We start from the raw sequence: 19,962 nt of genomic DNA, 5'->3' as shown, positions 1-19,962 counted from the left end.
GCACTCACGGCACCGTCAGCTCCGAGGCCATCGCCGCGCGGAGCCGCAATGTGGTGACGAGGCGTTGGAAGGCCTCGGCCCAGTACCCCCCGGCACCGGGCGCCGCGTCCTCCGGCTCGTCGGGAACCGCCAACAGCCCGTCCAGCCGCCCCGCCTCCACCGGATCGAGGCACCGCTCGGCCAGCCCCATCACCCCACTGAAGCTCCATGGATAACTCCCCGCGTCCCGCGCGATATTGAGTGCGTCGACCACCGCCCGCCCCAAGACTCCCGCCCACGGCACCGCACAGACCCCGAGCAGCTGGAACGCCTCGGACAACCCGTGCGCGGCGATGAACCCCGCCACCCATTCGGCCCGCTCGGCAGAGCCCAGCGTGCTGAGCAGCTTCGAACGCTCCGCCAGTGACACCGCCCCCGGCCCGCCGGCCTCCGGGGCGGAGGGTGCGCCGAGGAGCGCCCGGGACCACCCCGGGTCCCGCTGCCGCACCGCTGCCCGGCACCACGCGGCATGCAGCTCGCCCTGCCAGTCGTCCGCCACGGGAAGCGCCACGATCTCCTCCGGCGTACGTCCCCCGAGTCGCCGTGGCCACGTCCCGAGCGGTGCCGCTTCCACCAACTGGCCCAGCCACCATGATCGCTCACCTCGTCCCGCCGGGGCTTTCGGTACGACACCATCCCGCTCCATGCTCGCGTCGCACTCGTGCGGTGCTTCGACCACGATGGTGGGCACCCCCTGTGTACGGTCCACAGCCACACACGAACCGGCCCGGGCCGCCATCCGCGCGGCAAGCGCCGAACCGGGCAGCGCGGACAGCAGCTCCGCCGCCGTGGCCCGCACATTGCGGCTCCGGTCGGTGAGCGCCTGCTCCAGGAACGGCTCGTCTGCCGCACACAGCCCCGACCGCAGGGAGTCGAGAAACATCAAACGATCCTCGGCCCGCTCCGTCGCCCAGGTGGTGGCGAGCAACTCACGTGCGGCCGTGGGGTCCTGGGCCCGCATCGCCGTGAGCAGCGCGACCCGCTCGGCGAACAGCCCCTCCTGCCACAGCTGTTGCGCGGCTTCGGGCTCCTCGAGGTGGGGCAGCACGGCGCCGCCGCCCGGTGTGGAGCGCAGTGCGAACCGCCAGTCCGGGTTCAGCCGGGCCAGCCACAGGGCGCGCGGCCCTGCGAAGGCGAGCGCGGCCGGCCGCAGGTCCGTACGGCCCCGTGCCGCGTCGAGGAGGGCGGGCAGTGTTTCCGGGGGCGCCGCGAAGCCACGCGTGTTCGCCAGCGCGAGCCACTGGGGCAACAGCTCCATGAGGTCGGGCGCCGTTCCCCTGCGGCCGCCGCCTCCCGTGCCGGGCCGGTCCGCCAGCAGCATCGCGAGTCGGCGTACCGCGGCGGGTGGGAGGGACGGTCGTGGATCGGGTGCCGCGGGCTCGGGACGGGCGGCCGCCGGCGCGGGCCGCACCCCGGCCCGCCGCCGCAGGGTCTCCACGGCGGCGGCGTCCAGCAACGCCACCGGCGCCGCATGCCCGCCCGCCCCTCCCGGAGGCGTACGCCGCTCGGTCCCGAGCAACGCCACGGTGACGAGCTCCTCCCAGGAACCCCCGACGGGCGCGCCCGCGGAGGCGGAGGTCGTGTTCATGAGCGTCCTTTCCGCACGGAGGTGGGTGAGGTCGTTGAGGTGCGGGTGGTGGTCGAGGTGGTGGAGCCGGTGGAGGTGGAGGTGGCGGTTGAGGTGGTGGAGCCGGTGGAGGTGGTGAAGGGTGTTGCGGTGGTGGAGGTGGCGAAGCCGATGGCGGTCGCGGCAGGGGTGCGGATCGCGGAGGCGGTCAGCACAGCTGCACCGCTTCCCCCGCTCCCTCCGGCCAGGCCGTCAGGGGAGTGAAGCCGCGGTGGCCGCACTCGCCGAAGACGGTGACGGGGGCGCCGCCGGAGAGGGCGGCGAGGCGCCACAGGCCGGGGCGGGAGAGCAGGGAGGGCGCGATCGGGAGCGCAAAGTCACCGTCCGCGTCCGCGAGTTGCCAAGCGTCGCCGTCGGGGGTGGGTATCACCCGGGCCAGCGTCACTGGATAGGAGTCGAGCCAAGGGTCGGCCCCCAGGGCTTCGCCGTAGCAGGCCGCCGCCTGGGGTGTGGTCACCCCTCGCGGGCGTATCCGCGCGGGTGCGGGGGGCGTGAACCGCTCGCCCAGGGCCGCGCGGAGCTGCCCCGCACCCGGGTACGCGGACACCTCCGCCTCGAAGGCCAGCCCCACGGGCAGCGTCAGCTCCGGTGCGCGCCCGGCGGCCCCGTAGGAGAGGAGCAGGGCGGTGCGGTCGGACTCCGTGCCGTGCAGCCAGATTCTGCGCGTCGTGAGCCGGCTGTCCGCCGTGTCGTACTGAGCGAGGACCAGCCAGCGGTCCCGCACCGGCGGCCCGTCCGCCGATCCGGGCAACCCGACCCGCGAACGAACCGTTGCGGCCAGCCCGTCCGGCAGCCGCTCACGACGCAGCCAGCCCTGATCGAGAAGATGGAGCAGCGCGCACTCTTCGAGCAGTCGCACCGGCCAGCCGGCCCCGGAGAAAGGGATCGCCCCCAACTCCCGCACCCGTGCGGCCAGTCCGGGCGCCTGCGCGTCGACCATCCGGGCCGCCGTCTCCTCCCACTGCCCATACCCCGCCTGCTCGGCAGCCGCCAGGCCGCCCCGCAGCAGATCCGCCAGCCGCCGCTCCAGCTCCTCCGCCCCCGCGGTGATCCGCTCGGCCCGCCGCTCCGTCCTGCGCCGTGCCGCTTCCGGATCACTCGGTGACGCCGTCCCAGATGCCTCGCCCGTCGTCCGCTTCTCCTCCGCGCGCTTTCTTCTCCCCTCTATCCACTGCTCCGCCCAATCCGGCGCCTGCCCCCGCGCCACCGTGCCGTCCTCGCCCGCCCAGAGCAGCAGCAGCCCCAGCGCGTGCTTGCACGGGAACTTGCGGCTCGGGCAACTGCACTTGTACGCAGGCCCGCTGGAGCCCGCGATGTCGATGACCGTCTGGTAAGGCTTGCTGCCACTTCCCCTGCACAGTCCCCACACCGTCCCCTCGTCAGAACTGCCCGTCTCCGACCACGGCCCGGCCGCGCCGAGTTTGCTGCCCGCTTTGCGTGACGCGACGTCAGGCGCCAGTGCCAGCACCTGATCCGCCGTCCAGCGCACCCCCTGCTGAGTCATGTCATCGAAGGTAGATCCCACCACTGACAATCGGCCTCGGCGAGCGCGTTTGTGCAGGTCAGAGCGCATTGTCAGTGGCGTGGTGCACGGTGGAACCAGATCCGAACCGGCCGAGCTGGAGGGGGACCGAGCCATGTCCGTGTCCGTTGAACCGACGACCATCAATCCATCCGCGGGAGAGCCCATGGGAGAGGCGGGTGAGGCGGCGCTGCGGCCGCACGCCGAGCACGCCTTCGCCGCCGAACTCGCCGCGCTGGCCGCGCAGGACGACCGGACCCGACCCGCCCGCTGGCGGCTCTCGCCGTGGGCGGTGGCGACGTATCTCCTGGGCGGCACCCTGCCGGACGGCACGGTGATCACGCCGAAGTACGTGGGACCGCGCCGCATCGTCGAGGTCGCCGTCACCACTCTCGCCACCGACCGCGCCCTGCTGCTGCTCGGAGTGCCCGGCACCGCGAAGACCTGGGTGTCCGAGCACCTGGCCGCGGCGGTCAGCGGCGACTCGACGCTGCTGGTGCAGGGCACGGCCGGGACACCGGAGGAGGCGATCCGCTACGGCTGGAACTACGCGCAGCTGCTCGCGCACGGGCCCAGCCGGGACGCCCTCGTGCCGAGCCCCGTCATGCGGGCCATGGCCGAGGGCATGACGGCCCGCGTCGAGGAGCTGACCCGCATCCCGGCCGACGTGCAGGACACGCTGATCACGATCCTGTCGGAAAAGACCTTGCCGATCCCTGAGTTGGGCCAGGAGGTGCAGGCTGTCGGCGGCTTCAACCTGATCGCCACGGCCAACGACCGCGACCGCGGGGTGAACGAGCTGTCCAGCGCCCTGCGCCGTCGTTTCAACACCGTGGTGCTGCCGCTGCCGGAGAGCGCCGAGGCCGAGGTCGACATCGTCTCGCGCCGCGTCGACCAGCTCGGCCGCTCCCTCGACCTGCCCACCATGCCCGACGGTATCGACGAGATCCGCCGTGTCGTCACCGTCTTCCGCGAGCTGCGCGACGGCGTCACGGCCGACGGGCGTACGAAACTGAAGTCGCCCAGCGGCACACTGTCCACCGCCGAGGCGATCTCTGTCGTCACCAACGGACTCGCGCTCGCCGCCCACTTCGGCGATGGCGTTCTGCGGGCCGGCGATGTCGCCGCAGGCATCCTCGGCGCCGTGGTCCGTGATCCGGCGGCCGACCGTGTCATCTGGCAGGAGTACCTGGAAGCGGTCGTCCGCGAGCGGGACGGCTGGAAGGACTTCTACCGTGCCTGCCGCGAGGTAAGCGCATGAGCGGACTCCCGAAGGAGACAGAGGAGGAGCGTGGTTTCGGCATGCCGGAAGGAGGGCCGCTACTGCTCGGTGTCCGGCATCACGGGCCCGGTTCGGCACGTGCCGTGCGAGCAGCGCTGGAGGCCGCGGCTCCCCGGATCGTGCTGATCGAGGGACCGCCGGAGGCCGACGCGCTCATCCCGCTCGCCGCCCACCAGGACATGCGTCCCCCTGTCGCGCTCCTCGCCCATGTCGTGGACGAGCCCGGCCGCTCCGCCTTCTGGCCGCTGGCGGAGTTCTCTCCGGAGTGGGTGGCGATCCGGTGGGCCCTGGACCACGGAGTCCCGGCCCGGTTCATCGACCTCCCGGCGACCCACACGCTGGCGTGGGGGCGGGACGAGCCTCCTTCGGAGGAGATCGCCGAATCCGACCGGCCCGTCGACGAAACCGTGCGGATCGACCCTCTCGCCGTGCTCGCGGAGACGGCCGGTTACGACGATCCCGAGCGCTGGTGGGAGGACGTGGTCGAGCACCGGGGCGGCGTCGGCGCCGACCCGTTCGCGCCGTTCGCCGTGCTCGAGGAGGCGATGGGAGCACTGCGGGAGGCGTTCGGGGTCGGGGGCCACGACCGGGACCTCGTACGGGAGGCGTACATGCGGCTCCAGGTACGGGCGGCACAGCGGGAGTTCGGGGACGACGTAGCCGTGGTGTGCGGCGCCTGGCACGTGCCCGCGCTGCGCGGCAGGAGCACGGTCGCCGCCGACCGGGCATTGCTGAAAGGGCTGCCCAAGGCGAAGGCCGACATGACATGGGTGCCGTGGACGCACCGCCGGCTGTCCCGGGTCAGTGGGTACGGCGCGGGCATCGACTCGCCAGGTTGGTACGGGCATTTGTTCGGCGCCCCCGATCGCCCCGTCGAGCGCTGGATGACGAAGGTCGCCCGGCTGCTGCGCGACGAGGACCGGATGGTGTCGTCCGCGCACGTCATCGAGGCGGTGCGGCTGGCCGAGACCCTCGCCGCCATGCGCGGCCGGCCGCTGCCGGGGCTGACCGAGACCACCGACGCCGTGCGGGCCGTGATGTGCGAGGGCTCGGACGTACCGCTGGCACTTGTGCACGACCGGCTCGTGGTCGGCGACGTGCTGGGCGAGGTGCCGGAGTCCGCCCCCGCGGTGCCACTGCAACGCGACCTCGTACGGTCGCAGAAGCGGCTTCGGCTCAAACCCGAGCCGCTGGAGCGGGAGTTGGAACTGGACCTGCGCAAGGAGACCGACGCCGGGCGGAGCAGGCTGCTGCATCGGCTGCGGCTGCTGGGCATCGAGTGGGGCGAGCCCACCGTCTCGCGCGGCAGCACCGGCACGTTCCGCGAGACCTGGCGGCTGCGCTGGGAGCCGGAGCTGTCCGTGCGGGTGGCCGAGGCCGGAGTGTGGGGCACGACCGTGCTGTCGGCCGCCACCGCCAAGGCCGAGGCGGATGCCGTCACCGCGCACGCCCTGGCCGATGTCACGGCACTCGCCGAGCGCTGTCTGCTCGCCGAACTGCCGGACGCGCTGCCCGTGGTGATGCGCGTCCTCGCCGACCGGGCCGCCCTGGACGCGGACGTCGGCCACCTCGCCCAGGCACTGCCCGCGCTGGTCCGCTCGCTGCGGTACGGCGATGTGCGCGGCACGGACACGCACGCCCTCACGGACGTCGCGGCCGGCCTCGCCGAGCGGATCTTCGTCGGTCTCCCACCTGCCTGCGCGGCTCTCGACGCCGAGGCCGCCGAGCAGATGCGGCGCCATGTGGACGCGGTGCACGGCGCGGTGGGGTTGCTGGGGGAGACGAGCCCGTCGTCACCCGACGGCATACGCCCGTCGGGCGGCCCAAGGTCCTCCGCCGACACACCGCCATCCTCGTCCGGCGGCATACGCGACCGCTGGCACTTCGTACTCCGGGTGCTGGGCGGGCGCGACACCGTGCCGGGGGTGATCCGCGGGCGGGCCGTCCGGCTGCTCCTGGACGACGGTGAGTTGGGGCAGGACGAGGCCGCGCGGCTCATGGGGCTCGTGCTGTCGCCGGGGACGGCGCCGGGGGACGCCGCCGCCTGGATCGAGGGGTTCGTCGGCGGCGGTTCCGGCGGCGGGATGCTGCTCGTGCACGACGAGCGGCTGCTCGGGCTGGTCGACACGTGGCTGACCGGGGTGCCGGCGGCGGCCTTCACCGATGTGCTGCCGCTGCTGCGACGCACGTTCTCGGCGTACGAGGCCGGGGTGCGCAGAACGCTGGGAGAGCTCGTCCGGCGCGGCCCGGGGACGCGGGGGAGCGCCGAGGCCGCCGCCTCCGGGATGCCCGGGTTCGCGTCCGACCTCGACCCCGAGCGCGCCGACGCCGTCCTGCCGGTGCTGCGCCTCCTGCTCGGGCTGGATGAATCCGATGACGTCGACGACCTTGTGGGGGTGGCCGGATGACCGCGGTAGCAGTGGACGCGACCGACGCGACCGAAGAGCGGTTGCGGCGCTGGCGGCTGGTGCTCGGGGGCGACGAGGCGGACGGCACCGGATGCGTGCTCGGCGGGCAGGACGCCGCGATGGACGGGGCGCTCACCGCGCTGTACGGGAAGGAAGGCAAGGCGGCGCAGTCGGGGCGGGAGCGTTCGGCGGGGCTCGGGGCGTCCGCACCCTCGGTCGCGCGCTGGCTCGGGGACATCCGGACGTACTTCCCCTCCTCCGTCGTCCAGGTCATGCAGCGGGACGCCATCGACCGGCTCGGGCTCTCCGCCCTCCTGCTGGAGCCCGAGATGCTGGAGGCGGTGGAGGCCGATGTGCACCTGGTGGGCACGCTCCTCTCCCTCAACAAGGCCATGCCGGAGACGACGAAGGAAACGGCGCGGGCCGTCGTGCGCAAGGTTGTCGAGGACCTGGAGAAGCGGCTCGCCACCCGCACCCGGGCAACGCTCACCGGCGCCCTCGACCGCAGCGCCCGCATCAGCCGGCCCCGTCACCACGACATCGACTGGAACCGCACGATCGCGGCGAACCTCAAGCACTACCTGCCCGAGTACCGCACGATCGTGCCCGAGCGGCTGATCGGCTACGGCCGCGCCTCGCAGTCCGTGAAGAAGGAGGTCATCCTCTGTATCGACCAGTCGGGGTCGATGGCGGCGTCCGTCGTCTACGCCTCCGTGTTCGGAGCCGTCCTCGCGTCGATGCGGTCCATCGCCACCCGGCTCGTCGTCTTCGACACGGCCGTCGTCGACCTCACCGACCAGCTCGACGACCCGGTCGACGTCCTCTTCGGCACGCAGCTCGGCGGCGGCACCGACATCAACAGGGCGCTCGCGTACTGCCAGTCGCAGATCACCCGGCCCGCCGACACGGTGGTCGTGCTCATCAGCGACCTCTACGAAGGGGGCATACGGAACGAGATGCTGAAGCGGGTCGCGGCCATGAAGGCGTCGGGGGTGCAGTTCGTGACGCTGCTGGCGCTGTCCGACGAGGGGGCGCCCGCGTACGACCGCGAGCACGCGGCGGCGCTCGCCGCGCTGGACGCACCGGCGTTCGCCTGTACGCCCGATCTGTTTCCCGAGGTGATGGCGGCGGCGCTCGAGAAGCGCCGGCTCCCGATACCGGACAGCGTGTGAGGAGAGTTGAAAAAGCGGACATGAGTACCCATCGGTAACAGGGGGCTTGCGCAACCTCAGGAGTGCCGTGCGAGGATCAACGCGTCTTCGAATCGAAGAATCGAACGGTGCGCAGTGTTCCGCCCCGTTCCGCCTGATCCCGCCGCACGGAGGCTTCCCCCGTCTTGACCCCGCCCGCCGCACTGCCCTTTACCGGTGCCGCTCTGCGCGTGCTGCGCACGGCGGCCGGGCGGCGTGCACTGCAAGTGGCGCTGCTGGTGGGTGGGTTGTTCGCCCTCGGGTTTCTCTGCGGGGAACAGGCGAATGCGGCGGACGGGTTGGCGCCGACGACTCGGGTGACCCCCACGGCTCCAGTGGCTCAGACGGCTCCGGCTGCTTCGGCTGCTTCGGCTGGTTCGGTGGCTCCTGAGACTCCTGCGGCTTCAGCGGCTTCAGCGGCTTCAGCGGCTCCGGTGGCCGAGGCTGTGCGGTCGGCGGAGAGTTCGGTGGAGCGGGTTGTGAAGCCGGGCGCGGACACTGTCCGGCACGTCGTACGACCGGTTGGCGCCACCGTTGTACCGCCGGCCGCCGACAAGGCCGTACGGCCGATCGGCGCTCTCGTGGAGGCAGTCACCGGCGGGTTGGCCGAAGCCCCGCCGAAGATCCTGCCGTCGCTGCCGTCGCTGCCGTCGCTGCCGTCGCTGCCGTCCTCGCCGGAGCTCCCCGGGCTGCCCGCGCTTCCGGGTGTGGGGGGACAGCCTCCGCATGCAGGTTCGGGCTCGCAGCCGTCGGGTGGGGTGTCTGTGCCTTCGTTCGGCGCGACCGCCCCGCATGCGGCCGGCCGGCAGCCCGGCGCCGGGGTCACCACCGTGTACGGTCCCCGGCTCGTCGGGGCGTACGTCGACGGTGTGGTCGCGCTTCGTGCCGGGCACGGTGCGGCGGCGGGAGTCGCTCCCGCGCATCAGGCACCCCCGGGTGGCCCCACGGGCGCGCTGGGTGATCAGTCGGCCGTCGGTAACGGCGCGCCGCGGCACGGCGATCCGTGTGCCGTCACTCCGAACCATCGGGCGCCGCTGCGGCTCGTGCCCGGTGCATCCGCGGTCGTGACCGCGGCCGAGACCCGGGACAGGTACCGGGACATTCCGGTTTTCCCCGGCTAGGGCAGTCCTTCCCCCGCTGACGACCTGCCGCGCGGGGGCGGAACAGGTCTGCCCGCCGTCCGGACACCCCTCCGATCCCCGGACGGAAGCCTCAGGAATTCTCCCGATTTCACCGTGATCAGCAGAAATCAGCTGTGATCGTGAGAAATCAATTGAATCTCCGGAATATCCCGAACTCTCGGAATCCCGAAGGATCTGACGTACGCATGAACAAGAACATCCGCCGTTCCATCGTCATAGCCGCCGGAGTCACCGGCGCGTGGGCGCTCGGCTCCGCCGTCGCCAGCGCCGATGAGCTGCCCTCCGCGGCGGTCTCCGCGCCCGACGCGGCCGTCGGTGTCACGGACACCGTCAGCGCGGCCACCGGCGCGGTCACCGACACCGTCGACGGCGTCGTCGGGAACGTGCCGAACGACGTGCAGAAGACGGCCTCCGACATCACTGCCACCGCCAGCACTACGGCCACCACTGGCACCACCGCCACCATCGACACCCAGGCCAAGAAGACCGCCAAGGCCGCCACGGACGTGACGGCGGAGACCGCCGACCACGCCCGCCGTTACGTCGACGCCAAGGTCCCGACCGTCGCCCACCTCTCGCACGCCGTGGACCCCACGGCCTCCGCCGTGGACCACACCGCGGCCGGGGCCGCGACCAGGGCCACGGCCGCAGCCAAGGAGACCATCATCGACGCCACGGCTCCCCAGGACGAGATCGACTACCTCTTCGGCCCGCTCGCGGCCTTCGCGCCCGAGCTGGAGCAGGCGCTCGCCGGGACGCAGGCGAAGCTCGCGGCCGTCCAGGGCACCGCCACCGCCACCGCGACCACCGCCACCAACCTCGCGGGACCGGTCGCCCACGAGACCGCGTCCGCCGCCCTCCCGCCGGTCGCGGCCACCGCCGTAGAGGGCGTCACCCCGGTCGTGGACCGCGCCGTCGGTCAGGTCGTCGGTGACACCGCGGCCTCCGTCCTGCCGCCCGTCGCCGCGACGGCTGTGCACGGCGTGGTCCCGGTTGCCGGGCAAGCCGTCGGGGACGCCGGGGCGCTGGTGTACGGCGTGGCCGGCGACGTGCGGCCCTTCGCGGGCGGGGTCGTGGCCGACGCGGGCACCCTCGCGTACGGCGTCACCGGTCCGGTCGGCCCCTTCGCGCAGGGCGTCGTCGCAGACGACGTGCGGCCCTTCGCCGGGGGCGTCGTCGGCGCGGTGCAGCCGGTCGTCGACCTGGTGCAGCCGGTCGTGGCGGGCGTCGAGGGCAGTGCCACCGGCCTCGCGTACGGCGTCGTGGGCGATGTGCGGCCCTTCGCTGCCGGTGTGGTCGACGAGGTCGGCCCGTTCGCGGGCGGCGTCGTCGGTCAGGTCGGTGCGCTCGGGCAGGACGTGACCGGGACGGTCGGGGCGACCGGCGGACCGCTGGCCGGGCACGCGGTGACGGGCGTCCAGGGTGTGACCGAGTCGGTCACGCCGAGCTACGTGCAGGACGTGCAAGACGTGCAAGACGTGCAGGACATGCAAGGCATGCAGAACGTGCAGTACGGCACGTACAGCGTCTGACGGTCCCCTCCCTCGCCGTACGGCCTCCCACGGTGAAACAGCCGTACGGCATCCGGCAGACTCCGCGGGGCCACGGCCCCGGACGGCCGAAAGCCGTCGGTCCCGTCCGACCGAAACCCGCGGGTGGGGAGAGCGGTCCCCATTGGGGTGGGGACCGCCCGCCCTGGGCCCCTTCGGGGCTGTTCAAGGGGTCTCACCAGGCAAACCCCAGCCTGGTGAGGCCCTGCTCTGTGACAGGTATCACCGCTCAGGTGTGATCTGCGATTTAGGGACCCGCGTCCAGCGGCGATAACCTGCGAGACGGACATGCCGCGCGCTCGGACACCGTGTGCGCCACCCTTGTGACAGCGGACGTCACGTTGCCCTTCGCGGCACGCCCACGCATCCAACGAACCGCGAGATCACTGATAGGGACGGACGCGCGTGGACCTGTTCGAGTACCAGGCGAGGGACCTCTTCGCCAAGCACGGTGTACCGGTGCTGGCCGGTGAAGTCATTGACACGCCTGAGGCAGCCCGCGAGGCGACCGAGCGTCTTGGCGGCAAGTCCGTCGTCAAGGCCCAGGTCAAGGTCGGTGGCCGAGGCAAGGCCGGCGGCGTCAAGCTCGCCGCCACCCCGGACGAGGCCGTCGCTCGCGCGACGGACATCCTCGGCATGGACATCAAGGGCCACACGGTCCACAAGGTGATGATCGCCGAGACCGCGCCCGAGATCGCCGAGGAGTACTACGTCTCGTACCTCCTCGACCGCACCAACCGCACCTTCCTCGCCATGGCGTCCGTTCAGGGCGGCGTGGAGATCGAGGTCGTCGCGGAGGAGAACCCCGAGGCCCTCGCGAAGGTCCCGGTCGACGCCAATGAGGGCGTCTCGATCGAGAAGGCCCGAGAGATCGTCGCCCAGGCGAAGTTCCCGGCCGATGTCGCCGACCAGGTCGCCGACATCCTCGTGACCCTGTGGGACACCTTCATCAAGGAGGACGCCCTCCTCGTCGAGGTCAACCCCCTCGCCAAGGTCGCCGACGGCCGCGTCATCGCGCTCGACGGCAAGGTGTCCCTGGACGAGAACGCTGAGTTCCGTCAGCCGGAGCACGCCGCCCTCGAGGACAAGGCTTCGGCCAACCCGCTCGAGGCCGCCGCCAAGGCGAAGAACCTCAACTACGTCAAGCTCGACGGTGAGGTCGGCATCATCGGCAACGGCGCGGGTCTCGTGATGAGCACCCTGGACGTCGTCGCGTACGCCGGTGAGAACCATGGCGGCGTCAAGCCCGCCAACTTCCTCGACATCGGCGGTGGCGCCTCCGCCGCGGTCATGGCGAACGGCCTGGAGATCATCCTCGGCGACCCGGACGTCAAGTCCGTCTTCGTCAACGTCTTCGGTGGCATCACCGCCTGTGACGAGGTCGCCAACGGCATCGTCCAGGCGCTGCAGCTGCTCAAGGACAAGGGCGAGGAAGTCACCAAGCCCCTGGTCGTGCGCCTCGACGGCAACAACGCCGAGCTGGGTCGCAAGATCCTGTCGGACGCCAACCACCCGCTCGTGCAGCGCGTGGACACCATGGACGGCGCGGCCGACAAGGCCGCCGAGCTCGCGGCTGCGAAGTAAGGGAAGAGGGACTAAACAGCCATGGCTATCTTCCTCAACAAGGACAGCAAGGTCATCGTCCAGGGCATGACCGGTGCCACGGGCATGAAGCACACCAAGCTCATGCTGGCCGACGGCACGAACATCGTCGGTGGCGTGAACCCGCGCAAGGCGGGCACGTCGGTCGACATCGACGGCACCGACATCCCCGTCTTCGGTACCGTCGCCGAGGCCATGGAGAAGACGGGCGCCAACGTGTCCGTCCTCTTCGTGCCGCCGGCCTTCGCCAAGGCCGCTGTCGTCGAGGCCATCGACGCGGAGATCCCCCTCGCGGTCGTCATCACCGAGGGCATCGCCGTCCACGACTCCGCCGCCTTCTGGGCGTACGCGAAGTCGAAGGGCAACAAGACCCGCATCATCGGCCCGAACTGCCCCGGCCTGATCACGCCGGGCCAGTCGAACGCCGGCATCATTCCGGGCGACATCACGAAGCCGGGCCGCATCGGTCTGGTCTCGAAGTCCGGCACGCTGACGTACCAGATGATGTACGAGCTCCGTGACATCGGCTTCTCGTCCGCCGTCGGCATCGGTGGCGACCCGGTCATCGGCACCACGCACATCGACGCGCTCGCCGCGTTCGAGGCCGACCCCGACACCGACCTGATCGTCATGATCGGCGAGATCGGTGGCGACGCCGAGGAGCGGGCCGCGGACTTCATCGCGAAGAACGTGACCAAGCCGGTCGTCGGCTACGTCGCCGGCTTCACCGCGCCCGAGGGCAAGACCATGGGCCACGCCGGTGCCATCGTCTCCGGTTCCTCCGGCACGGCCGCCGCCAAGAAGGAGGCCCTCGAGGCCGCCGGCGTCAAGGTCGGCAAGACGCCGACCGAGACGGCCAAGCTGGCGCGCGAGCTGCTCGCGGGCTGACTTTTCAGCTGAGTACGCCGACGGGCCCGCACCCTCTTCCAGGGTGCGGGCCCGTCGGCGTACTCAACGCCCCTGCGGAACCAGCCGCTCCGGACCGCTCTCCGTCGCCTTCTGGAGCCTGGATTGCAGCGCCAGCTGCTGCGCGGACAGCGGCCCGGGAGCGGCCCGGGGTGGCAGCCCGCCGACCGTCTCGCCCGGGGCCAGCGGGGGCTCGTAGTGGTCCGGGGCCGTTCGGAGCGTCAGGCTGGTGACCCCGATCAGGACGGCCGTGAACGCGATGGCCGCGCGGGTCCAGTGACGGGCGCGGCGTTCGCTGGACCAGCGCACCGTGCGGGGTTTCGCGGCGCGCAGTCGCTCCGTTCCGGCGAGTTCGGCGAGCCGCCGGTGCAGATCCTCCGGCGCCGCCAGTTCCGGCAGGCGCGCGGCGACGGTCCCGCGGGCATGCAGCAGCCGGTTGGCCGCCGCGGGCGTGCTCGCCTCCGTCTCGGCCGCGGTCTCCGGCAGGTCGAGCCCGACCCCGTCGTAGAGCACCAGGGTCCGCCGGTACACGGGTGGCAGTTGCAGGAGTACGGCGAGCAGCGCGCGGTCGGCGGCCTCGGCGGGCGGCGCCTCCGGATGCCGGTGCCGGGGGCGGAATCGGTGCCAGGGCGAGAGCGCGTACTCGTATGTCGCCGCCCGCACCCACCCCGTCGGATCCCGGTCGACGGCCACCTCGGGCCAGCGGTGCCAGGCCAGTTGAAAGGCCCGCTCCACGGACTCCCGCGCCAGCTCGCGCCGTCCGGTGAGCAGATAGGCCTGCCGTACGAGGGCGGGGGCACAGAACGCGTAGAGCGTGTCGAAGGCCTGAGCTGGTGTCAGGGCCGTTGTGGATTCGGATTCGGACGGGGGCGACGGTTCGGGTCCGGATTCGGGTCCGGATTCGGGTCCGGATTCGGGTCCGGATTCGGGTTCAGGTTTGGGCTCGGCGTGATCGTGCGGCACTTCTGGAGGCGGGGATACGGGGCTGGAGGCATCGCCGACCAGTACGGGGGCGGACTCCTCCTGTTGGGCAGTCGCTTCAGAGGAGGTCAGCAACTTTGCGTACGCTTCCCGTTTGCGGCCGCGCGGCGTCGTGCGGCCGTTCTCCCACGAGCGCACCGTCTTGGGGGTGACGCCCACCTCGGCCGCGACGTCGGCGTGGCTCAGAGACTTCGCCTCGCGCAGACGGCGGAGCTCCTCGGGGGAGGGCAGCGGGGTCGCAGGGCTCTGGGTCATTGCGGACCCCACAGGGCGCCCCCGCGTACGAAAAAGTGCATAGCTGCATATTGGGCGACACATCCAAGGTTCGCCTGTTACGACGAGAAAGCGCGTGTCGTTGGGAGCATGGCGGTCGTGACCCCAATGACCGACCGCAGGCTGTCGTTGTCGTCCTTGCTCACCCGGATGCGCGAGCGACCGCCCGGATTGGCCGCCAGCCTCCTGGGTGGCGCCCTCGCCGCGGGGCTCGGACTCGGCTCGTTCGCCGTTCTCGTCATGGTGCTGTGGATCAGCTCGCCATACCCGGACAGCGGGCCGGGCGGCGCGCTGCACGTCGCTGCGGCACTTTGGCTCCTGGCGCACGGTGTCGAACTCATCCGCACCGACACGCTGTCCGGCCTGCCCATGCCGGTCGGCGTCACGCCGCTGCTCCTGGTCGTCCTGCCCGTGTGGCTGCTGCACCGGGCGGCGCGCGACGCGGCGGCGGACGCCGACGTCGAGGCCACGGCGCGCACGGTGTGGGCCGGGTCCGTCGTGGGCTATCTGACCGTCGGTGCGGCCGCCGCGCTGTACGCCACGGGCGGGGAGCTACGGCCGTCGTGGCTGTGGACGGTCGTATGCCTGCCGCTGCTCGCCGTGAGCGCGGCGGGGGCGGGGGTGTGGACGGCGTACACGCGCCCCGGCGGGCCGGTGCTCGCCTCGTTGCGCCGGGTTCTTGCCACGCTGCCCGCCGGCGTACGCCGTCACATCACCCTTCGTGTGCCGGCGCGGTCGACCCGGCGGTGGGTCAGGGCCTCGGTGCGTGCGGCGGGGGCCGGGGCGGCGGTGCTGGTCGGGGGTGGTGCGCTGCTGGTGGGGGCGTCGCTGGTGTGGCACGGGGGCTCCGCGCGGGACTCCTTCCTGCAGCTCACCGGCGGGTGGTCGGGGCGGTTCGCGGTACTGCTGCTGTGCCTGGCTCTGGTGCCGAACGCGGCGGTGTGGGGGGCCGCGTATGGGCTGGGGCCGGGGGTCGTACTGGGGGCGGGGCATGTTGCGGGGCCGTTGTCCGCGGCTGTGCCGGGGCCTTTGCTGCCAGCCTTTCCGTTGTTGGCGGCGGTGCCGGGGGAGGCGGCGGGGGGGCCGTGGAGTTGGGTGTGTGGGGTGGTGCCGGTGGCGGCGGGGGGGACGGTGGCGTGGTTCCTGGTGGCTGCGGGGGTGTCGGGAGTGGCGAAGGCGTCGGGAGCGTCGGGGAGTGCGGACGGGGTGCGGGGTGATGTCTGGTCGCGGGGGCGGACCGTTGCGGGGGTGGGGATCGCGTCCGTGTTGTGCGGCCTTGTGCTGGCGTTGTTGGCCGGGCTGGCCGGGGGGCCGCTGGGGGTTGCGGCGTTGGCTCACTTCGGGCCGGTGTGGTGGCAGGTGGGTGCTGCGGCGGTTGCTTGGATGGTGGGGGTGGGGGTTCCGGTGGCGGTGGGGGCGCGAGCGTGGAGGCTTCGGGAGGGGGCGGGGCGATCGGGGCGGGTTTTTCGTCGGCCTTCGTGGCTGGGTTGGGCGGTGTGGCGTGGGCGGATCTCGTGGCCTTCGTGGCTGTCCTGGGGCAGGCGGGAGCGTGACGGGGGCGATGGTCCTCCGCCGGTTCCGCAGGCGGGGGCGGTGGAGTGAGGATGCTTCCCGTGAGTCTCGCTGGGCGGCGCGGTGAGGGTGGCCGTGAGGTTTTCCGCCCCCGCCGCCCCTACCCTCCCCCAAGCTCTCGGCTTCGCTCGAGCAGGGGGACCCCCATCATCCGTTCCTGGGGGCTGCGCCCCCAGACCCCCCGCCAGGGGCGCTGCGCCCCCTGGACCCCCGCTTCGCCCGAAGGGCTCGTCCTCAAACGCCGGACAGGCTGAAAGATCACACCCCGGCCGGGGATACCCGGCGGAGCCCCCAGGGGGTGGGGAACAGCTAGCTGCGTGTTCCCAGCAGGCCCCGCAGTTCCTTCGGCAGAAGGTCGTTGCAGGACTGCTTCGACGCGTTGGTGAGCGCGTCGTTCGTACAGGCGTAGTAGTCGCTGTAGACGAACTGGGCGGTGAACGTCGCGGCGACCATGACGATGGCCAGGGACGCGGTGACGAGACCGCTCACCGCGGCTGTGGTCTGGGGCCGGGTGTTCGAGTCGGGGGCCGGCGCGTCCGGGTCCGGTGTGCGGGGCTTGGCGCGCAGGGCGCTGCCGCCCCAGTACAGGGCGAGTGCGCCGAGCAGCAGGGCCACGTACGGCCAGCTGAACAGGGCGAAGAAGAACGCCCACATGCCTGAGAGCAGTGCGTAGCGCGCACGGCGCTGGGCCGGGTCCGTCGGGTCCCAGCGCATCCCGGTGCCCGGACCGCCGCCGGGACCTTCCTGGCCGCCCTGGCCCTGGGGAGCCCCGGGCCGGTCACCGAAACCGCCGCCCGTCGAACGTCCCGGCTGCCGGTCGCTCCACTGGCTGCCCCAGGGGGACCGTCCGGGACCACCTCCGGATCCACCGCTCCCGTCCGAGCCCTGGCCCTGTCCGCCCGCGGGCCGCCTCGGCTGCCAAGGCCGGTCGGGCGTCCCCTCCGGCGGCGGAGCGAACGGATTGTCGTCGGAGCCGGAGCCGGAGCCGGAGCCGGAGCCGGAGCCGGAGCCGTTTCCGTCCGCGGAGTCACGTCCGTCCGAGGAGCCGTGCCCGCCCGAGGGCGCGTCCCCGCTCTCCCGCGGCGGGGTAGGCGAAGGGCGCCGCTCGCGCAGCAGGAGCGGAGGGAGTCGGAGACTGCGGTCCGGCATCAGGTGTGCGTCTTCCCCTTGGTGGTTCTGGCGGGCGGCGTGTCCGCACGGCATCGTGCTCGCGACGCGCACCCCGGGTTTCCCGCCCAGGGCTCGCACCCCGGACGTTCGTATCCAGGACTTGGCGCCCCGGGCACTGCGACCCGGGACTCGGCGTCCCGGGCACTGCCACCCAGGACTCGCACCCCGGGCGTTTGCTTCCAGTGTCCGCCCTGGGCTTCCCGCTCGAGGCCCGCACCTCGGACGTTCGTTTCCCAGGCTCGCACCCCGGACATCCGTTCCCGGGGGCTGCGCCCCGGGCGTTCGTACCCGTCCTCGGTCAACGTCCCACGCGCACAGGGCGTTCCCATGCCGCATGGTGTTCCCAGGAGGATCCTCCCCAGACGCTACCTTCCGGCCACGCCCCCGTCCCGTGGGGGCCGCCCGGTGTGCCGGTATCGTTGCTGACGGTCGGCCGCTTCGTAGACTTCCCCGTATCCCGGGGCGCGAAGCATTCGTACGACCGTACAAACGCTCCCCCGAGAAAGGGCCCCGCCGTGGCCAAGGCCAAGCGCCTCGTCGTGCTGGTCTCCGGATCAGGCACGAATCTGCAGGCACTGCTCGACGCCATCGCGGCGCACGGCACCGAGGCCTACGGAGCCGAGATCGTGGCCGTCGGCGCCGACCGCGACGGCATCGAGGGGCTCGCGCGTGCCGAGCGGGCGGGGCTGTCCACCTTCGTCCGGCGCGTCAAGGACTACGAGACCCGGGACGAGTGGGACGCGGCGCTCGCCGAGGCGGTCGCCGTCCATGAGCCCGACCTCGTCGTCTCCGCGGGGTTCATGAAGATCGTGGGGAAGGAATTCCTCGCCAGGTTCGGTGGGAGGTTCGTCAACACGCATCCCGCCCTGCTGCCCAGTTTTCCGGGGGCCCACGGCGTGCGTGACGCGCTCGTGTACGGCGCGAAGGTCACCGGCTGCACCGTCCACTTCGTCGACGACGGCGTCGACACCGGACCGATCATCGCTCAGGGCGTGGTGGAGGTCCGGGACGAGGACGACGAGAGCGCTCTGCACGAGCGCATCAAGGAAGTCGAGCGAAGCCTGCTCGTCGATGTCGTGGGGCGGCTCGCCCGCAACGGCTATCGCATTGAGGGACGAAAGGTAGTAATCCAGTGACCGCCGAGAGCAACAAGCGGCCCCTTCGCAGGGCGCTCGTCAGCGTCTACGACAAGACCGGCCTGGAAGAGCTGGCACGCGGGCTGCACGAGGCCGGTGTCGAGCTGGTGTCGACCGGCTCCACGGCCGCCCGCATCGCCGCCGCCGGCGTCCCCGTCACCAAGGTCGAGGAGCTGACCGGCTTCCCCGAGTGCCTGGACGGCCGGGTCAAGACCCTGCACCCCAAGGTCCACGCGGGCATCCTCGCCGACCTGCGGCTCGCCGACCACCGGCGCCAGCTGGAAGAGCTCGGTGTCGAGCCCTTCGACCTCGTCGTCGTCAACCTCTACCCCTTCCGCGAGACGGTCGCCTCGGGTGCGACGCCGGACGAGTGCGTCGAGCAGATCGACATCGGCGGGCCGTCGATGGTCCGCGCCGCCGCCAAGAACCACCCGTCCGTGGCCGTCGTGACCAGCCCCGCGCGGTACGGCGACGTCCTCGCCGCCGCAAAGACGGGCGGCTTCGACCTTCGCTCCCGCAAGCGGCTCGCCGCCGAGGCCTTCCAGCACACCGCCTCGTACGACGTGGCCGTCGCCTCCTGGTTCGCGGACGAGTACGCCGCCGCCGACAGCAGCGGCCTCCCCGACTTCCTGGGCGTGACCTACGCGCGCAAGAACACCCTCCGCTACGGCGAGAACCCGCACCAGGGGGCGGCCCTCTACGTCGACGGCACGGGCGGCCTGGCCGAGGCCGAGCAGCTGCACGGCAAGGAGATGTCGTACAACAACTTCACGGACACGGACGCCGCGCGCCGTGCCGCGTACGACCACGAGGACCCCTGCGTCGCGATCATCAAGCACGCCAACCCGTGCGGTATCGCGGTCGCCTCGAGCGTCGCCGAGGCGCACCGCAAGGCGCACGCCTGTGACCCGCTGTCCGCGTTCGGCGGCGTCATCGCGGTCAACAGGCCGGTGACGAAGGAGATGGCGGAGCAGGTCGCCGAGATCTTCACCGAGGTCATCGTGGCGCCGGAGTACGAGGACGGCGCGCTCGAGGCCCTCACCAAGAAGAAGAACATCCGCGTGCTGCGCGCCCACCGGGCGCCCGCCAACCCGACCGAGATCAAGCAGATCGACGGCGGCGCGCTGCTCCAGGTCACCGACCGCCTCCAGGCCGACGGCGACAACCCGAGCTCCTGGACCCTCGCCACCGGTGATGCCCTGAACGAGGGCGAGCTCGACGAGCTGGCCTTCGCCTGGCGCGCCTGCCGTGCGGTGAAGTCCAACGCGATCCTGCTGGCCAAGGACGGCGCCTCGGTCGGTGTCGGCATGGGCCAGGTCAACCGTGTCGACTCCGCGAAGCTGGCGGTCGAGCGGGCGGGCGCCGAGCGGGCCCGCGGGTCCTACGCCGCCTCGGACGCGTTCTTCCCGTTCCCCGACGGCCTGGAGATCCTCGCCGAAGCGGGCGTCAGGGCCGTGGTCCAGCCCGGCGGTTCGGTCCGCGACGAACTGGTCGTGGACGCCGCGAAGAAGGCGGGCATCACGATGTACTTCACGGGGACGCGGCACTTCTTCCACTGAGTA

At 72.1% G+C, this 19,962-nt stretch carries 15 protein-coding genes; 10 read left to right on the top strand and 5 right to left on the bottom strand.

Going from position 1 to position 19,962, the window contains the following annotated elements; translation table 11 throughout:
• Positions 1-4: 4 nt before the first annotated feature.
• From AB0D57_RS14550 to AB0D57_RS14540, 3 genes are read right to left on the bottom strand one after another with little or no spacing between them, the layout of a single operon-like run.
• Positions 5-1,627, bottom strand: a complete 1,623-nt coding sequence (locus AB0D57_RS14550; RefSeq protein WP_362071565.1) for a DUF5691 domain-containing protein — start codon at positions 1,625-1,627, stop codon at positions 5-7.
• Positions 1,624-1,821 (bottom strand): hypothetical protein, encoded by a 198-nt coding sequence (locus AB0D57_RS14545; protein ID WP_362071563.1) that lies wholly within the window; start codon positions 1,819-1,821, stop codon positions 1,624-1,626. The genes AB0D57_RS14550 and AB0D57_RS14545 overlap by 4 nt, the downstream gene beginning before the upstream one ends.
• Positions 1,815-3,170: an SWIM zinc finger family protein gene (locus AB0D57_RS14540; protein ID WP_362071561.1), complete on the bottom strand. Its 1,356-nt coding sequence runs from the start codon at positions 3,168-3,170 to the stop codon at positions 1,815-1,817. The genes AB0D57_RS14545 and AB0D57_RS14540 overlap by 7 nt, the downstream gene beginning before the upstream one ends.
• A 133-nt stretch (positions 3,171-3,303) precedes the next feature.
• Here AB0D57_RS14540 and AB0D57_RS14535 point away from each other — a divergent pair, with 133 nt between their 5' ends.
• The 7 genes from AB0D57_RS14535 (at position 3,304) to sucD (ending at position 13,250) form a co-directional block, all read left to right on the top strand.
• Entirely contained in the window at positions 3,304-4,449 is a 1,146-nt protein-coding gene (locus AB0D57_RS14535) for an AAA family ATPase (protein ID WP_362071559.1), read from the top strand.
• Positions 4,446-6,878, top strand: a complete 2,433-nt coding sequence (locus AB0D57_RS14530; RefSeq protein ID WP_362071557.1) for a DUF5682 family protein — start codon at positions 4,446-4,448, stop codon at positions 6,876-6,878. Before AB0D57_RS14535 ends, AB0D57_RS14530 begins: the two co-directional genes overlap by 4 nt.
• Entirely contained in the window at positions 6,875-8,050 is a 1,176-nt protein-coding gene (locus AB0D57_RS14525; protein ID WP_362071555.1) for a VWA domain-containing protein, read from the top strand. The genes AB0D57_RS14530 and AB0D57_RS14525 overlap by 4 nt, the downstream gene beginning before the upstream one ends.
• A 485-nt stretch (positions 8,051-8,535) precedes the next feature.
• Positions 8,536-9,189 carry a hypothetical protein gene (locus AB0D57_RS14520; protein ID WP_362071553.1) on the top strand — a complete coding sequence of 218 codons (654 nt, stop codon included), beginning with the start codon at positions 8,536-8,538 and terminating at the stop codon, positions 9,187-9,189.
• 206 nt (positions 9,190-9,395) lie between these two features.
• The gene (locus AB0D57_RS14515; RefSeq protein WP_362071551.1) at positions 9,396-10,742 is read left to right on the top strand and encodes a hypothetical protein; all 1,347 of its coding nucleotides are present in this window, start codon (positions 9,396-9,398) and stop codon (positions 10,740-10,742) included.
• A 423-nt stretch (positions 10,743-11,165) separates the two neighbouring features.
• Complete coding sequence (gene sucC / locus AB0D57_RS14510) at positions 11,166-12,344, top strand: ADP-forming succinate--CoA ligase subunit beta (RefSeq protein WP_362071549.1); 1,179 nt, start codon at positions 11,166-11,168, stop codon at positions 12,342-12,344.
• Between the two features lie 21 nt (positions 12,345-12,365).
• Positions 12,366-13,250 carry a succinate--CoA ligase subunit alpha gene (gene sucD / locus AB0D57_RS14505; RefSeq protein WP_362071547.1) on the top strand — a complete coding sequence of 295 codons (885 nt, stop codon included), beginning with the start codon at positions 12,366-12,368 and terminating at the stop codon, positions 13,248-13,250.
• A gap of 63 nt (positions 13,251-13,313) precedes the next feature.
• On the opposite strand, the gene AB0D57_RS14500 is transcribed toward sucD, so the two are convergent.
• Positions 13,314-14,504: a helix-turn-helix domain-containing protein gene (locus AB0D57_RS14500; protein WP_362071545.1), complete on the bottom strand. Its 1,191-nt coding sequence runs from the start codon at positions 14,502-14,504 to the stop codon at positions 13,314-13,316.
• Between the two features lie 108 nt (positions 14,505-14,612).
• On the opposite strand from AB0D57_RS14500, the gene AB0D57_RS14495 reads away from it, so the two are divergent.
• Entirely contained in the window at positions 14,613-16,124 is a 1,512-nt protein-coding gene (locus tag AB0D57_RS14495) for a DUF6350 family protein (protein ID WP_362071543.1), read from the top strand.
• Between the two features lie 279 nt (positions 16,125-16,403).
• Here AB0D57_RS14495 and AB0D57_RS14490 read toward each other — a convergent pair whose 3' ends face one another.
• A complete protein-coding gene (locus AB0D57_RS14490) occupies positions 16,404-17,243 on the bottom strand; it encodes a hypothetical protein (RefSeq protein ID WP_362071541.1) in 840 nt (279 codons plus the stop codon).
• 536 nt (positions 17,244-17,779) lie between these two features.
• Between AB0D57_RS14490 and purN the strand changes: the two genes are divergently transcribed.
• Together purN and purH are read left to right on the top strand one after the other, a co-directional pair.
• Positions 17,780-18,400, top strand: a complete 621-nt coding sequence (gene purN / locus AB0D57_RS14485; RefSeq protein WP_362071539.1) for a phosphoribosylglycinamide formyltransferase — start codon at positions 17,780-17,782, stop codon at positions 18,398-18,400.
• Positions 18,397-19,959: a bifunctional phosphoribosylaminoimidazolecarboxamide formyltransferase/IMP cyclohydrolase gene (gene purH / locus AB0D57_RS14480; protein ID WP_362071537.1), complete on the top strand. Its 1,563-nt coding sequence runs from the start codon at positions 18,397-18,399 to the stop codon at positions 19,957-19,959. The genes purN and purH overlap by 4 nt, the downstream gene beginning before the upstream one ends.
• The last annotated feature ends 3 nt before the right edge of the window (positions 19,960-19,962 follow it).

This window comes from Streptomyces sp. NPDC048275 (assembly GCF_040652275.1).
Taxonomy (GTDB): domain Bacteria; phylum Actinomycetota; class Actinomycetes; order Streptomycetales; family Streptomycetaceae; genus Streptomyces.
The sequence above is the reverse complement of the archived record's forward strand: the minus strand, read 5'-3'. Positions and strand labels throughout refer to the sequence as shown.